Annotated in this window: 14 protein-coding genes; 7 read left to right on the forward strand and 7 right to left on the reverse strand. The window is 69.6% G+C overall.

Annotation, left to right across the window (positions count from 1 at the left end; genetic code table 11):
• Nucleotides 1-21: 21 nt before the first annotated feature.
• The 4 genes from CHC08_RS03940 to CHC08_RS03950 all read right to left on the reverse strand — a co-directional run bounded on the left by CHC08_RS03940 (nt 22) and on the right by CHC08_RS03950 (nt 1,875).
• Entirely contained in the window at nt 22-585 is a 564-nt protein-coding gene (locus CHC08_RS03940) for a PIN domain-containing protein (protein ID WP_218825113.1), read from the reverse strand.
• Nucleotides 586-603: 18 nt separating this feature from the next.
• Complete coding sequence (locus tag CHC08_RS52870) at nt 604-1,110, reverse strand: excisionase family DNA-binding protein (RefSeq protein ID WP_089205775.1); 507 nt, start codon at nt 1,108-1,110, stop codon at nt 604-606.
• A 198-nt stretch (nt 1,111-1,308) separates the two neighbouring features.
• A complete protein-coding gene (locus tag CHC08_RS48005) occupies nt 1,309-1,479 on the reverse strand; it encodes a glycerophosphodiester phosphodiesterase family protein (protein WP_275937155.1) in 171 nt (56 codons plus the stop codon).
• Between the two features lie 96 nt (nt 1,480-1,575).
• Nucleotides 1,576-1,875 (reverse strand): inositol monophosphatase family protein, encoded by a 300-nt coding sequence (locus tag CHC08_RS03950; RefSeq protein ID WP_218825114.1) that lies wholly within the window; start codon nt 1,873-1,875, stop codon nt 1,576-1,578.
• A gap of 46 nt (nt 1,876-1,921) precedes the next feature.
• Here CHC08_RS03950 and CHC08_RS03955 point away from each other — a divergent pair, with 46 nt between their 5' ends.
• Complete coding sequence (locus CHC08_RS03955) at nt 1,922-2,371, forward strand: helix-turn-helix domain-containing protein (protein ID WP_089205777.1); 450 nt, start codon at nt 1,922-1,924, stop codon at nt 2,369-2,371.
• Nucleotides 2,372-2,410: 39 nt separating this feature from the next.
• Nucleotides 2,411-2,839, forward strand: a complete 429-nt coding sequence (locus tag CHC08_RS03960; RefSeq protein ID WP_089205778.1) for a VOC family protein — start codon at nt 2,411-2,413, stop codon at nt 2,837-2,839.
• Between the two features lie 164 nt (nt 2,840-3,003).
• On the opposite strand, the gene CHC08_RS03965 is transcribed toward CHC08_RS03960, so the two are convergent.
• The gene (locus tag CHC08_RS03965) at nt 3,004-4,059 is read right to left on the reverse strand and encodes a hypothetical protein (protein WP_218825115.1); all 1,056 of its coding nucleotides are present in this window, start codon (nt 4,057-4,059) and stop codon (nt 3,004-3,006) included.
• Nucleotides 4,060-4,200: 141 nt separating this feature from the next.
• Between CHC08_RS03965 and CHC08_RS03970 the strand changes: the two genes are divergently transcribed.
• From CHC08_RS03970 to CHC08_RS03990, 5 genes are all read left to right on the forward strand, one after another.
• Complete coding sequence (locus tag CHC08_RS03970) at nt 4,201-5,319, forward strand: sensor histidine kinase (protein WP_089205780.1); 1,119 nt, start codon at nt 4,201-4,203, stop codon at nt 5,317-5,319.
• Entirely contained in the window at nt 5,316-5,951 is a 636-nt protein-coding gene (locus tag CHC08_RS03975) for a response regulator (RefSeq protein WP_089205781.1), read from the forward strand. The genes CHC08_RS03970 and CHC08_RS03975 overlap by 4 nt, the downstream gene beginning before the upstream one ends.
• A gap of 106 nt (nt 5,952-6,057) precedes the next feature.
• Nucleotides 6,058-6,795 (forward strand): aspartate/glutamate racemase family protein, encoded by a 738-nt coding sequence (locus CHC08_RS03980; RefSeq protein WP_245878105.1) that lies wholly within the window; start codon nt 6,058-6,060, stop codon nt 6,793-6,795.
• Nucleotides 6,796-7,112: 317 nt separating this feature from the next.
• Nucleotides 7,113-10,103, forward strand: a complete 2,991-nt coding sequence (locus CHC08_RS03985; protein ID WP_179281869.1) for an AfsR/SARP family transcriptional regulator — start codon at nt 7,113-7,115, stop codon at nt 10,101-10,103.
• 852 nt (nt 10,104-10,955) lie between these two features.
• Nucleotides 10,956-12,224 (forward strand): MFS transporter, encoded by a 1,269-nt coding sequence (locus CHC08_RS03990; RefSeq protein ID WP_179281870.1) that lies wholly within the window; start codon nt 10,956-10,958, stop codon nt 12,222-12,224.
• Between the two features lie 193 nt (nt 12,225-12,417).
• On the opposite strand, the gene CHC08_RS03995 is transcribed toward CHC08_RS03990, so the two are convergent.
• Complete coding sequence (locus tag CHC08_RS03995; RefSeq protein ID WP_089205784.1) at nt 12,418-13,779, reverse strand: LLM class flavin-dependent oxidoreductase; 1,362 nt, start codon at nt 13,777-13,779, stop codon at nt 12,418-12,420.
• Entirely contained in the window at nt 13,776-14,999 is a 1,224-nt protein-coding gene (locus tag CHC08_RS04000; protein ID WP_089205785.1) for an SfnB family sulfur acquisition oxidoreductase, read from the reverse strand. The genes CHC08_RS03995 and CHC08_RS04000 overlap by 4 nt, the downstream gene beginning before the upstream one ends.
• Between the last annotated feature and the right edge of the window lie 9 nt (nt 15,000-15,008).

The raw sequence follows: 15,008 nt of genomic DNA on the forward strand, positions 1-15,008 counted from the left end.
CGGAGAGCGGTGAAAACTTTCTTATATCCCCAGAAACGAACGCGCGTTGGCGACGAAAACCGGAGTTCCGCAGTTCTCCAACGAGCTCAGCACATCCTTCATGGTCATCGGAAGATGAGACGGCTTGCCGGTTGCCGCGACTTGCTCCTCCAGAACATGGAGAATAACATCCGGGGCCTGTTCCAGCTTGTAGCACAAGAACGTGTCAGGGTGCTGGACCTCAATATCGAGGTGTTCGCATGCTGAGCCCGGAAAGTCACGGAGATTAAGAGTTACGATCACATCGGCATGGCCGCGAACTGCGGCAGCAAGGACATGACGATCCTTGACATGGTTCCCCATCGAGTCCTCAAGAGGTTCCCATCCTTCAACCATGGCTTCGGGGAAAGCCCTTCGAACAAAGGAGAATGTACGGTCTACCAGGAGTTCAGGACGCCCGTTCCTCACGAGGGCACCCCGAACCTCGGCTAGTATCCGCTCGCTCCATAGGGGCTGGTAAATGCCGGCTTCCGCAGTTCTTAGAAGGGTGTCGCGTAGCGCGTTTGGGTACAGCACACAGGCGTCGAGCACGGCAGAGAACGGCACCAGAACAGCATAGGCTTCTTAGAATTCATTGGTGGGCTTGTCGTACATACCCGCACCCACAGAGTCTGCAGTCAATTCATCCAGAAGCCGTCGCCGCTCCGTTCGGCGCCTCTCCTTGAAGGCAAGAACATCCTGGAGTTTCACTCTTCTATGCGCCCCGGGACGATCTGTCGCCCGCCGATAGGGAATCTCTCCGTCTTCCAACAGCTTAACCAGGGTGGGTCTGGATATTCCCAACAGTTCAGATGCCTCATAAGTGGACATTGTCATGTGCTGCGGTGCAACAGTGACAGCCAGACCCATCGACAGAGCCTCCGCCACTTGCAGGAGAGCCTCGTAGATCTGCGTCGGCAAGGGGATCTGAGGTGACCCATCAGGGCCCGTAAGGAGCGCCGGGCAGTCTGCCACCGACCGTCCTCGCTTACGCAACTCCTCCACTAGATCAACAATGGCAGCCTGAGTCTGAGGATCCTCTTCAGGTAGGAATGTCCTAGCGTCTGCCGCGGCCAACGACGTGTCGCCCATGTGAGTCCTCCGTCACCGCATGTCTCCGTACTTGGACGGTATCTCAAAACGAAACTAGTGAAAGCGCATTCAGCCAAAAGATGGTGCTCCCCCAAGCCAAGGCGTCATGACCCGTATGACAAAGGGTCCCGGTGCGGACCGGGACCCTTTGGTGCCGGGCGGCCGCGGAGGCCGTGCCGGCGTGCGGGGGAAAGACGATCAGCCCCGTGCGCGGCGATACTGCTTGGGCAGCTTGAAGCCCCGCGAGGCGAGCACCGTACGCAGGCGGTCGGGGTAGTCGGTGATGAGGCCGTCGACACCGTCGTCGATGAGCTTGTTCATGGTGGGCTCGTCGTCGACGGTCCACGCCGTACGCCGTGCCCGGTCGATGAAGCCACGGAGACGTCTGGACCCCGTGGGCTCTCCTGCCCCGTACGGGGCCGCCGTCGGACCCCATGTGCTCTTTCGTCCCGTACCGGTCGCCGTTCAGAGAAGCAGGGCGAGGGCGGCCCGATGGAGATCTTCCGATCGGGAGAACAGCGCGGTCCCCTCCACCGGATGACCTTCCCCGCCCACCCCGCCGAACCTGCCGCCGGCCTCTTCGACGATCAACGACAGCGGAGCGTAGTCCCACACCTTGCCGCCCACCTGCACCGCCAGGTCAAGCTCGCCCGCGGCCACCAGGAGAGCGGCATGCGCCCACTCCCACTCACGGGGACGAGCGGCCGAGGCGAGGCCCTCGATGAGATCGCGGCGTGCCGCCGGTAGCGACTCGACCGGCGGCACGAAATCCCGGTCGTCGTCGCATACCCTCTTATACGTGACAGGGGCGATGACTCGAGCCGTAACCGTCGAACTGCTCTCTCACCTTCGCCGGGCGCGTGATCACATCGACCGTCACTACCAGCGGGCGTTGAACCTCGACCAACTCGCAGCGGTCGCCGGGGTGTCCAAGTTCCACTTCGCCCGCAGCTTCGAGGCGGCATACGGAGAGACCCCGATCCGCTATCTCACCCGCCGCCGCATCGAGCGCGCCCAGGACCTGCTTCGGGTCGCCAACCTGACGGTGACCGAGGTGTGCATGCTGGTCGGGTTCGCCAGCCTCGGGTCGTTCTCATCGCGGTTCGCCCAGTTGGTGGGCGAGAGTCCCACCGCGTACCGCAACCGCTGGGCCGTCCGGGGCGGCCCGCACATCCCCGGATGCTTCCTGTTCATGCGTGGAGCGCTTGATCCCCGTGGCACGACGGGGCCCATCGCCGACGAGCCGGATCGCGCAATCTGAGAGAAGCACCGGCCGGGCGACGTCGCCTACGGTGTTCACATGATTACCAACATCTCACTGGTCACCGTCTACTGCCTCGACCAGGACAAGACGCGAGACTTCTACGTTGAGAACCTGGGCTTCGAGCCCCGCTCCGACGTCACGATGGGCGGGGATTTTCGCTGGGTCACCATCGGCCACCCCAGTCAGCCCGATATCGAGGTCACCCTGGCGACGCCCGGGCCGCCGCTTGACGCCGAGGCCGCGGCCTTCGTCCGGCGTCAGCTGGAGAAGGGCGAGATGGGCGGCCTCGGACTCCGGGTCGACGACTGCCGCAAGACCTACGAGGAGCTGAACGCCAAGGGCGTGACCTTCCTGCAGGAGCCGTCGGACCGGCCGTACGGCGTCGAGGCCGTCATGCGCGACAACACGGGAAACTGGCTGGTCCTGGTCGAGCCCAAAGAGTTCGCTCCCGAGGACTTCGCCTGAGACTTCGCCCGAGCCGGGCCGACCTGGGCGGTCCGGTCTGGACGGCCTGATCTGGGCGGCCTGGTCTGGCTGGTCCGGTGCGCTCCGGACTCCCCGGCGACGTCGCCGAATACCGCCGAGGCGAGCTCGGCGGTATTCGGCGATGTCGCGGCCGGGCTCGACGGTCAGACCAGCCCGCAGTAGTGGCACCTGCCCCGCCTGCGCAGGTAGTAGGCCAGCGTCGCCACGCCGAGCGCCACGGCCCAGATCGGCCAGTACGCCATCGGGCTGCTCAGCCAGGCGGCCGGATCGGTCCAGTCCGTCATGCGAACGGCCTGCATGCCCGCCGACAGCAGCACGGCGGTGACCGCCGACGCGAGGGTGATCGGAAGGGCGGGCGGCACCCGCCTGCCCGCCAAGCCGATCATCCAGCGGGGCCAGACCTCGCCCCAGCGGTGCACCAGCCCGAGCGTGAGAACGCCACCGGCCGCCGCGACCGTCGCCAGCCCCGCTCCTGCCCACACCAGGCCTGATTCGTGCAGCCAGCGCAGATCCTCCCTGGAGAACAGCAGCGGGACGTTGAGCGCCCACGCCCAGCGGACCACGGCGTAGAAGAGCGGGACGACGAAGGCCGTATAGGCCGCCCAGCGCCCCCACCTGGCCGCCGAGGCGGGGGCCGTCCAGGTGGCGGTCCTGCGCTCGGAACGGCCGCAGCCGCCGCAGGAATCGCCGGTGCGTCGCTGGAAGGCCAGCGCCGCGCCCGTCCACAGCAGCCCTCCGCCCAGGCAGATGATCAGGTTCAGCACCGGCCACGGCAGCCCGACCTCGAAGTAGTCGACGGGCGGCCAGCCGAACGGCAGCCCGACCAGGAAGATCGGGGCGTAGCCGACCGCGATCATGATTCGGACGTCGGGGATGAGGGCCACAAGCGCCCACGCGGCGAGCCAGGCCGTCGCGAGCACCGCGACACGGGCCGCGCCGCGCAGCCGTACCCGGGCCATGACCAGCGCGAGCATCGCGCCCGCGAACCCGAGTGCCGCGATGACCGGCGCGGTTCCCGCGGCCGTCGCGCCGCCCAGCAGCGACTCCGCCCTCGCGTCGGGGATGTCGCCCTCACCGAAGGGGAAACCCGCGCCGCCCAGCGCCCAGTAGAGCCCGAGCCCGCCGTAGACCAGCGACCACGCGCCTGCCGCGTACGCCGCCCACCGTGGCCATCGGGCGGTCGCCTTCCGATCGTCCATCGTCGTTTCCATGGCTCAAGCGTTGAGCGGAGGAGGGTGCCGGGCCCATCTGCCGTTCGGTGGATCCCGCCCGGCCGGCACCGCGATCCGTCCCCCTTTTGGTGGATTTCCCGTGGCAGGGCCTCCCCATAGAGTCGATCCATGGACCTGGTCGCCGCGCTCCTGGCGCTCGCCGCGATGATCGTGGCATTCGTGCCGCGCGTACCGCCCTCGTGGCCGGCCACCGCGGCCGGGGCCGTCTCGATCGCGATCACCGTCGCGCATCCGCTGGGTGGATGGCACGACGGCACCGGCCTCTGGATGCTGGTCGAGGTACCACCTCTTCTCGTGCTGACGTTCATGACCGTCAGGCGTGCGCCGGCCCCTCAGGCCGTCGTCTCGGCCGGGCTCGCGGGAGGCGCGGTCGCGCTGATGCTCGTGCGCGTGCTCTGGCCCGGCGACCTCATGACCGCCCTCGGAGCCTGCGCGGGCTGGTCCCTCTTCGCGATCGCGGCAACGGGGACCGGGCTTTACGCCCGCGTCCTGGACAGCGGTCGCCGCCGCGCGGTGGCCGATGCCAGGCGGACGCAGCGGCTCGTGCTCGCCCGCGACCTGCACGACTTCGTCGCCCACGACGTGAGCGGGATCCTCGTGCAGGCGCAGGCCGCCCAGGTTGTGCCGGGACCGCTCCCGCCGCAGGTGGCCGACGCGCTGCGGCGCATCGAGGAGGCCGGTCAACGCGCTCTGGCCGCCATGGACCGGACCGTCCAGATGCTCCACGGGGCCGACGAGACCGGACCGGGCGTGGCGGAGCCGCTGCCCGGAGTCGACGGCCTGGCCCGGCTCGTCGACGGCTACTCCCCGTCGGTGCGGGTGGACCTCTCGGTCGAGCCCGGCCTGGAGCGGCATCTCTCCCAGGAGACCTCCGCCACCGTTTATCGGGTAGTGACGGAGGCACTCACCAACGTGCGCCGCCATGCCTGTGAGGCGACCTCCGTCAGGGTCATCGTCGCTCGCGTGGAGGAGTCGGTCCGCGTACGGGTCACCGACGACGGCGGTGGCTACTCGGAGGCGACCGGGCGCGGCGGCTTCGGCCTGGTCGGGCTCACCGAGCGGGTCGAGATACTCGGCGGCTCGCTGTCGTCCGGGGCCGAGCCGGGCGGCTGGCGGGTCGAGGCGCTTCTGCCCATCCGTCCGCTGCCCGTCCGCTCGCGCCGGGAGTCCCTGCGCGGCGGCGCACCCGTGAGCCGTCCGGCCGCCGACCGTGGGGAGCCCGCATGACTACCCGGATCCTGATCGCCGACGACCAGGAGGACGTGCGGATCGGGTTCCGGCTCATCCTCGACTCCCAGCCCGACATGACCGTGGTGGGAGAGGCCGCCGACGGCCGTGGCGCCGTCGACCTAGCCCGGCATCTGCGGCCCGACGTGGTGCTCGCCGACATCCGCATGCCGAAACTCGACGGGCTGGAGGTCACCCGGCTGCTGGCCGGGCAGACCCGGGTGATCGTCGTGACGACCTTCGACCTTGACGAGTACGTGCACGCGGCACTGCGCAACGGTGCCTGCGGCTTCCTGCTCAAGCGGTCGGGCCCGGCGCTGCTGATCGAGGCCGTCCGTGCGGCGATGGCCGGTGACACGCTGATCAGCCCGCAGATCACCGTCCGCCTGCTGGCCCACCTGCGCGTGCCCGCCGCACCGTTCGCGCTCACCGAACCGCTGACGGAGCGCGAGCTGGAGATCGCCCGCCTGGTCGCCCACGGCCGTACCAACGCGGAGATCGCCGCCGAGCTGTTCATCGGTCCCGGCACGGTGAAGACCCACGTCGCGAACGTCCAGCGCAAGCTCGGCGCGGCCAACCGGGTCGGCATCGCGGCCTGGGCGTGGAGCCGCGGCGCCGTCACCGGCTCCTAGGCATCGCCCCGGCCGGTGAGGCCCGGATGCACGAGATCCCCGCCTGCCATCGGATCGGCGGGCCGTGAGTATTGTTCCGGTATCACCAAGGAGGGCAGGTCCACCCATGGACTCAGGCAACGGTCACCACGGGCCCGTGATGCGGAACATCGGCCTGATCGGCGGTATGAGCTGGGAGTCCTCGGCCGAGTACTACCGGTTGCTCAACGAGGAGACCCGGCGGCGCCTCGGCGGCCACCACTGCGCCCGGAGCCTGCTGCTCACCGTGGACTTCGCCGAGATCGAGGCCCTGCAGCGCGCGGGCGACTGGGAGACCGCGGGGCGACTGCTGGCCGAGGCCGCCGGGACCCTCGAACGGGCCGGGGCGGAGATGGTCCTGCTCTGCACCAACACCATGCACCTGGTGGCCGGGGTGATCGAGGCCGGAATCGGCGTGCCCTTCATCCACATCGTCGACAGCACTGCGGAACGGATCACCGCGGCCGGCCTCACGACCGTAGGGCTCCTGGGCACCCGGTTCACGATGGAGATGGACTTCTACCGGTCCCGGATGCGCGAGCACGGCCTGGAGGTGCTGGTGCCGGCCGAGCCCGACCGCACGCTGGTGCACGACGTCATCTACCGGGAGCTCACCCAGGGCCGGGTTGAGGACACCTCCCGCACCGCCTACCGGCGGATCATCGCCGACCTGGCCGAACGCGGCGCCCAGGGGGTCATCCTCGGCTGCACCGAGATCACCCTGCTCGTCGGCCCCCAGGACAGCCCGGTCCCCGTGTTCGACTCCACCCGCATCCACGTCGAGCACGCACTCGACCTGGCCCTGAGCACCCCTGTCGCCCAATAGCGGACGGGGCGGATCCTTCATGGCGCGGTTACTCGACCACGCCCTCCTTCAGCGGGAAGACGGCACACAGCCGATCCACCACCGCGCCTCCAGCCCCTGAACGGCTCGGCACCCTCAGCCGGCCGAAGGCGCTCCCCCGGTGTCTTCACGCCGTCGTCCCCCTGGATCCCGGCCAGGTACCCGATGTTCTGCTGATTTTCCGACACCTCCGATGACAACAGCCCGATATGCCCTTTTCGTTGGGGGGCTCTTCCGCGAAGATAATGATCGTTACGGCATTCGTGATGCCGTCGGGTGGTCCGGGGCGGAGAGACACCGTGCGATTCACGATCCTCGGCCCGGTCAGGGTGCGGCACAACAACGAAGTACGCACGCTCGGCCGGTCCCAGCGACGGGGGCTGCTCGGCTTCCTGCTGCTCAACGCCGGTCGGGTCGTCCCATCGGAGGCGATGATCGACGCCCTCTGGGACGGCGCACCCCCGTCCTCGGCCCGCGCCCAGATCTACTCGGGCATCCACGCGATCCGCGGCGAGCTGCGGACTCTCGGCCTCGAAACGGTGACCTCGGTCCGAGGCGGCTACGCGCTGCAGGCGGGCACCGAGGATCTGGACCTCGCCCTGTTCGAAGCCTGCGAGAGGCAGGCCCGGTCACAGCAGGATCCCGAGCACGTCGTCCGGCTGCTCCGTCAAGGTCTCGGACTCTGGAACGGCCCGGCGCTGAGTGACGCCTCCGGAGCATACGTGGAGTCGGTCCGGGCCCATCTCGAGGAGAAGCGACTCGCCTGCGTGGAGGGGCTGATCGACGCCGAACTGGCCCTGGGACGGCACGGCACGGTGATCAGCGAATTTCAGGGGTTGGTGGGCAGTCATCCGCTGCGGGAACGGCTGCGCGCGCAGCTCATGCTGGCCCTCTACCGGAGCGGCCGCCGGATCGACGCCCTCGATCTCGCCCGCAACCTGCGCCGGACGCTCGTCGAACAGCACGGCCTGGACCCCGGCCACGCGGTGGTCGAGCTGGAGCAGGCCATCCTGCGGGCCGATCCGTCGCTGGACCTCTCCCCGCCCCAGGTCACGGTGGGAGCCCGCAGGGCGTCACCGGGCGAGGTGCCCGCTCAGCTTCCGGCCGACACCGCCGATTTCACCGGACGGGATCAGGAACTCGCCGTCGCCCTGCGGACCCTGACCGGTGTGCCGGAGGCCGTACCGCGGATCTGCGCGGTCACCGGTCCACCGGGCGTCGGAAAGACCGTCTTCGCCGTACACGTCGCGCACCGGGTCCGCGAGCACTACCCGGACTGCCAGCTCTTCGTCGACCTCCGTGGCGCGGACACACACCCGGCGGACCCCGGGGAGGTGCTCGCCGGTTTCCTACGCGCGCTGGGCGTCGACCCCGGGGCGATCCCGGAGAGCTGTGACGAGCGCTCCGCGCTCTACCGGACCCTGCTCGCCAACCGGCGCGCGCTCGTGGTGCTCGACAACGCGACGGACGAGACTCAGGTGCGACCCCTGCTGCCCGGTGCCGCCACCTGCGCCGTTCTGGTGACCAGCCGCAGACGGCTGACCGGTCTCGGGGCACAGCCTCCGATCGGCCTGCGCCCGTTCGACGACGAGGAGTCGGTCACACTGCTGAGCCGGATCGCCGGAGCGGGCCTCGTCGCGGCCGATGACGCCGGAAGCCGCGAGGTGGCAAGGCTCTGCGGCGGGCTGCCACTCGCGCTGCGTATCGCGGGGGCGCGTCTCGCCGCACGACCGCACCACGGTATCGGCGAACTGGCCGAACGGCTCGCCGACGAGCACCGCCGCCTGGACGAGCTCACCTACTCCGGTCTCGCCGTCCGGGCCAGCCTCGACCTGAGCTACCAGGGCCTGAGCGAGCCGGAGCGGCGGCTGCTCCGGCGGCTGGCCTTTCTCGACGTTCCCGAGGCCACGCCCTGGCTGGCCGTCGCGGTCGGAGGTGAGAGCCGGGCCGACGCCGAGGAGATGCTGGAGAGCCTGACCGACATCCATCTGATGCGGGTCATCGGGGTGGATCGCACCGGGCAGGTCCGGTACGGCCTGCACGATCTCGTGCGCGCCTACTGCCGGGAGCGGATGGCCGATGAGGAGAGCGCCGCCGACGCGGTCTCCACGGTCGCCTCGGCCGCCCGGCACCTGCTCCGGCTGGCCACCGAGGCTCGCGCCGCCAACTGGGGCCGCGACTACCATGCCCGCCTCGCCGGGGAGCTGACCGTCGAGGTCGACAAAAAGAGCCTGGCCTTTGCCGCCGACCACGCGGTGACCTGGCTCGGGGTGGAACGGGCGACGCTTTCCGGCGTCATACGGCAGACGTCGGAGCTCGGTCTCTTCAACGAGTGCTGGCGGATCGCCATGGTGGGGAGCTGGCTCTATGACGTCCAGTCCTACACGGGCGAATACCGGGCGATGCTCTCGATCGCCCGCCAGGCCGCGCGAAAGTCGGGCGACAGGCGAGCCGAGGCGCTCGTCATGGCGGCCTCCGGCGAGCTGCGCGTATTCCTCGGCGCCGTGGACGAGGGCGAACCGATGCTCAGGGAGGCCGAACAGATCTTCGCCGAGCTCGGGGACGAACACGGACTGGCCGACGTCGGGCAGAAATTCGGGACCCTGGAGCGCCTGCGCGGTGAGCACGCCGCCGCCCTCCGGCGCTATCAGCGGTTGCACGAGTTCTTCCAGACGGTGGGAGACCACGATGGAGTGGCCTTGGCCCTGCGCTGCATCGGTCAGATCCATCTGGCCGAGCGACGCCCCGGTGAGGCTCTGCCGTACCTGGAGGAGGCTCTCGCCGTGGCGGCGGAAGGCCAGAACGAATGGCGGCGGCTGACCGTGCTGCTCTGGCTCGGTGAGGTCTACCGGAAACTGGGGCGGCTGGATGAGGCGCGGGCCGCGTTCCTGCCGGTCGCCCGGATGGTGGAGCGCGTGGGGGACGCCTCGGGAGGGACACTCGCCCGGCTCGGCCTGGCGGAGGTGGCCATCGACGCGGGCGACCACGGGGAGGCCCGCGCTCAGCTCGTCCTCGCGTCCGAGCACGCCACCCGCTGCGGGATCCTGCCGATGATCTGCAAGGTCCGCGTGGCGATCGCCCGAGCGCGACTACACGCCGGAGACCTCGCCGAAGCCGCGGAGACGATCGAGCACGTCCTGCCGTTGATCGTCGGGATGACCGCTCTTCCGCTGCGGACCGAGGCCATGGAACTGCTGGCGGAGGTCCGCGAGCAGCTGGGCGATCCCGTGGGCGCCGCCCGGATCCATGCCGAGATCCAGCGAGACCGCGCGGACCTGGAGCGACGTTAAAACGCATAGATCGCGTATAGCTCGTGTATCAATCCGAACTGGCAGAAATAAGGAGTCAGCGTCTCACTGGGGCACGCATACGAGCGCTGGACGATTTTTGCACGGGAAAGCCACCGCATCGCACCGTGGGCACGGTGATCGGCGTTGACCGACCGGGACGGGGAGGAGATAACCATGCGCACCACTGACTGGCTGTGAACGAGTGAAGCCATCGGCGCAATCCGGCTCTGACGGGGATGAGATGCCCATGCGCGGGTCGGAGTGGGAGTAATCGGGGCGGGGTGGCTGGCGGGGTCCGGCCTGAACGGGGAGGAGACATCACCATGCGCGGTCACGACTGGACGTAAACGCGTAGACCGACCGAGACGGGGAGGAGACAACCATGCGCGGCTTCGACTGGAACTAACCGAGCGAGGCAACCGGCACAGACCCACCGGCACGGGAGGAGACAGCCATGCGCGACTTCGACTGGAGCTGACCGAGCGAAACGCCCTGCGCAATTCGGCTCGGACGGGGAGGAGGCAGAACCATGCGCGGAAACGAATGGATGTAAACGGGTGAGGTAACCGGCGCAATCCGGCTCGGACGGGAGGAGGCAGAACCATGCGCGGAAACGAATGGGGCTAACCGAACGAAACGACCGGCGCAATACAGCTCGGACGGGGAGGAGACAGAACCATGCGCGGAAGCGATTGGCACTGATCGGGTGAAATTGTCGGGGTCGGTCACCGGGGTGTGAACGGGCGCTGGAGCCCACGTGACCTGATGCGTATCCGATCCCCTGTGCTGGTCGGCGGTGAACCGCACGGGGCACCGCCGACCCCCGCGTGTGACGACACCATGGAGGTGACAATGAATGCCGACGGCAACAAGGGAGCCTTCGGGCAGGCCTTCGCCGTGGCCGAGTTCCGGGCGCTGTGGGCGGCCATAGCGGTCGTAAGGACCGGCACCCAACTGGGGCGGGTGGCTCTGGCGGTGCTCGCCTACGAGCGCACCGGCTCGGCGGCCGTCACGGCGCTCGTCTACGCCTTCACCCTGCTTCCGTCGCTGATCGGCGGACCGCTGCTGGGCGGCCTGGCCGACCGCTACCCGCGTCAGCGGCTGATCATCGTGTGCGCGCTGACCCGGGCCGTGCTGATCGCGCTGGTCGCCGTTCCGGCGATCCCGCTCCCGGTGCTGTGCGCACTGCTCTTCGCCTCGCAACTGCTCGAAGCGCCCACCTCGGCCGCCCAGATGGCGATGACCCCCGACATCCTTCCCCGCGAGGTCTACCAGGCCGGTATCGCGATCCAGCACCTCACCTCGCAGATCCTCTCGCTGGCCGGTTTCGCGGTCGGGGGCGTGCTGGTGGCGACGGTGGGAACGACCGGGTCGCTCGCCCTCAACGCCGTGGCCTTCGCGCTGGCGGCGCTGATCGTGTTCCGGGGCGTTCGCTTCAGGCCCGCCGTCCGAGCCCCCGACACCGATGGTCAGGTACGACGGAACGGGCCGATGACCGGGCTGCGCCTGCTCGTCGGCGACCGCCGTCTGCGGAGCCTGCTGGCGCTCGCCATGCTCGCCGGCTTCTACGTCATTCCGGAGGCACTGGCCGCCCCCTACGCCGCCGAACTCCACGAGGGCACCGCGACGGTGGGCCTGCTCATGGCCGCGATGCCGGTGGGCAGCGTGCTCGGGGTCTTCCTCTTCACCCGATTCGTGTCCACTCCGGCCCGTCTACGGCTGCTCGGACCGCTCGCGCTCGCCACGAGCCTCCCGCTGCTGGCGTCGGCGTTCTTCCCGGGCGTCGTCGCGTCGCTGCTGTTATGGACCCTGGTCGGAATGCTGAGCGCTTATCAGGTCACCGCGAACGCGGAGTTCGTCCGGATCACCCCCACCGAGCGGCGTGGCCAGGTGCTGGGTCTCGCATCGTCGATGCTGGTGGCGATCCAGGGGCTGGGCATCATCGTGGGCGGGCTGCTCGCCACCCACCTGGGAGTGACGGGGGCCCTCGCCGTCGCGGGAGTGGGCGGGCTGGTGGTCGGCGCACCGGCCGCTCTGGGCTGGCATCGGGCCCGCGTCCGAGCGGAGGCCGCACCCACCGTCCACACGGCAGGCGGCCCGCTGCCGAGTGGCAGCCCCTGACCGAGTCCGAGCGGAGGCCGCGCCCACCGTCCACTCGGCAGGTGACCCGCTGCCGGGTAGCCCTTGACCGGGACGGATCGGACCGGCTCGTGCTCGGCTCCAGGCCGGTGCGCCACCCGGCCCGCGGGTCCGGGGATCTTCGACCGGCCACGGCGAACCGTGACCGATTCGAGGTGGCCACGTCACGGACCGCCTACCGGCGGAAGGCCGCGCCCGGGTGGGTCTCGGGCAGCCGGTGGATGCCGGGACCCAGCAGGCGTTCCCGCAGGGTGGTGTCGTCGTAGGACGTACGGTAACGGCCACGCTTCTGGAGCTCGGGCACGACGAGTTCGATGAAGTCCTCCGCCGTTCCCGGTGACAGGTACTGCATCAGGTTGAACCCGGCCGCGCCCGTCTCGTCGGCCCAGCGCTCGATCTCGTCGGCCACCCGCTCCGGCGTACCCGCGACGAAGAACGGCCCGCCCTGGCCGATCCTGCCGACGGAGTCGAGCACGTCCCCCACGCGCAGCCCCCTGCCCACCAGGGGGCGTACGGCACGCTCGGTGAAGTCACCGCCCCGCGCCACGATGTCGTCGATGCTGTCGGCGGGGTCGTAGGCGGCCAGGTCGATGCCGCTGCCGCGCTGGGCGAGGAAGCCCGCCGCCCTGATGTGGCGCTGCAGATCCGCGACCTTCGCGTCGGCCTCCCGCTGGGTCTCGGCGACGATGACCGAGGCGCCGGGGAAGACCTTGATGTGTCCGGGGTCGCGCCCGTGCGCCGCGGTCCGCCGCTTGATGTCGGCGATCTCCTCCCGCAGCGCCTCGATCGAGGGGGCCCCGGTGAAGACGGCTTCGGCGTGCTTGGCCGCGAAGTCCTTCCCGCGCTCCGAGTTGCCCGCCTGGTAGATCACCGGGGTGCGCTGCGGGGAGGGCTCGGACAGGTGCGGTCCCGCGACCCTGAAGTGCTTTCCCACGTGGTCGATCGGATGGACCTTGGTCGGGTCCGCGTAGACGTGCCGCTCCCTGTCGCGGACGACGGCGTCGTCCTCCCAGCTGCCCTCCCAGAGCTTGTAGAGCACCTCGAGATACTCCTCGGCGATCTCGTAGCGCAGGTCGTGCTCGATCTCGTCGTCCAGCCCGAAGTTCCTGGCGGCGCTGCGCAGGTAGGAGGTCACCACGTTCCACGCCACCCGCCCCTTGGTGAGGTGGTCCAGCGTGGACATCCGGCGGGCGTGCCCGAACGGCGGCTCGTAGGTGGTGGAGAACGTCACGGCGAATCCCAGATGCCGGGTCACGGCCGCCATCGCGGGCACCACGAGCAGCGGGTCGTTCGCGGGGATCTGCACCGCCTCGCTGATGGCGGTCTCGGGCCCGCCCCGGTAACGGTCGTAGGCCCCGACGACGTCGGCCAGGAAAACCGCGTCGAACAGGCCGCGTTCCAGCAGCGTGGCCAGCTCCGTCCAGTACTCGAGGTCGGTGTAGCGATGCCGGTTGTTGTCCGGATGCGTCCACAGCCCGTGCTGGATATGGCCGACGCAGTTCATCTCGAAAAGGTTGAAGTGAATGATGTCAGTCAACGTCGCCTGCTCCGTGGATCGTTGGGACGGGCGGGTGCGATGCCGTTGAGATGGAAGTTGCCGACGTCATGCACCTTCGCCCTGCGCGGGTCGTGGATGGTGTGCGTGCGCGCGTTGCGCCAGTGCCGGTCCAGGTTGTGCGAGCGCAGCGACGCGCTCGCCCCCGCGAGCGCGAACCACTCGCTGGTCACCCGGTTCGCGGCGGTGTCGGCGTGGGCCCGGGCCGCGGCCATCGCCACGGCCGCCTCGGCCTCCCAGCGTGCCGCCTCCTCGGGGTCGTCGGTGTTCGCGATCGCCGCGCGAGCCTCGTCGATCACGTTTCCCGCGCTCTCCAGCAGCGCGCGGGCGGCCCTGGTCAGCACGGCCAGCTCGCCGAACAGTTGCACCACGACGGGGTCCTCGACGACCCGCGTGAGCTCGTTGCCCGGCCACCCGCCCTTGGTGTAGCCGCTCAGGAAGGCGGCGGCGTCGGCCAGCGCGCCCTCCGCGATGCCGGTGTCGATCGCCGCGTGGAGCAGCAGGCCGAAGCTGCGGAACGTGCCGGCGCGCTCGTAGGTCCGGTGGCCGGCCACGATCCGGTCGGCGGGCACGTGGACGTCCTCCAGCAGTACGGTGCCGCTCGCCGTGGTGCGCTGACCCATGCCGTCCCAGTCGTCGATCACTGTCAGGCCGGGCGCGTCGCGCGGGACGAACGCCGTGTGGTGCAGATCCTCGTCGTCAACGGCGATCACCGGGATCCAGTGCGCGAACAGGGCCCCGGTGGAGTAGATCTTGTGGCCGGAGATCAGGAACCCGCCGTCCTCCCCCGGCCGCAGGCGGGCGCGCCGGCGCGAGCCGTCGGGGGCGCGGGCGTCGACCGCGGCGTTGCCGAGCTGCCGGCCCGCCAGCACCTCGCGGTAGAAGAACTCCCGCTGCTCGGGCGTGCCGTTCTCCCTGATCGAGTCCACGTACCAGAAGTGGTTCTGCGGGATCTGGCCGATGCTGCCGTCGGCCGCGGCCAGCTCCCTGATGACCGCGCCGAGGGTCGCCGTACGGACCCCGGCGCCGCCGTGTTCCGCCGGAACGGTGATCCCGAGCAGGCCGCTGTCGGACAGCGCCTCGATCTCCGCCACCGGCAGGATCCGCTCCGCGTCCCGCCGCGCGGCGCCCTCGGCGAATCCGCGGGCCAGCGTGCGGGCGACCTCCACGGCTTCCTCGTCGGTTTTGATGACATGAACCATGGTCGACTC

Origin of the sequence: Streptosporangium subroseum (genome assembly GCF_900188345.1) — a bacterium.
GTDB lineage: Bacteria > Actinomycetota > Actinomycetes > Streptosporangiales > Streptosporangiaceae > Streptosporangium > Streptosporangium subroseum.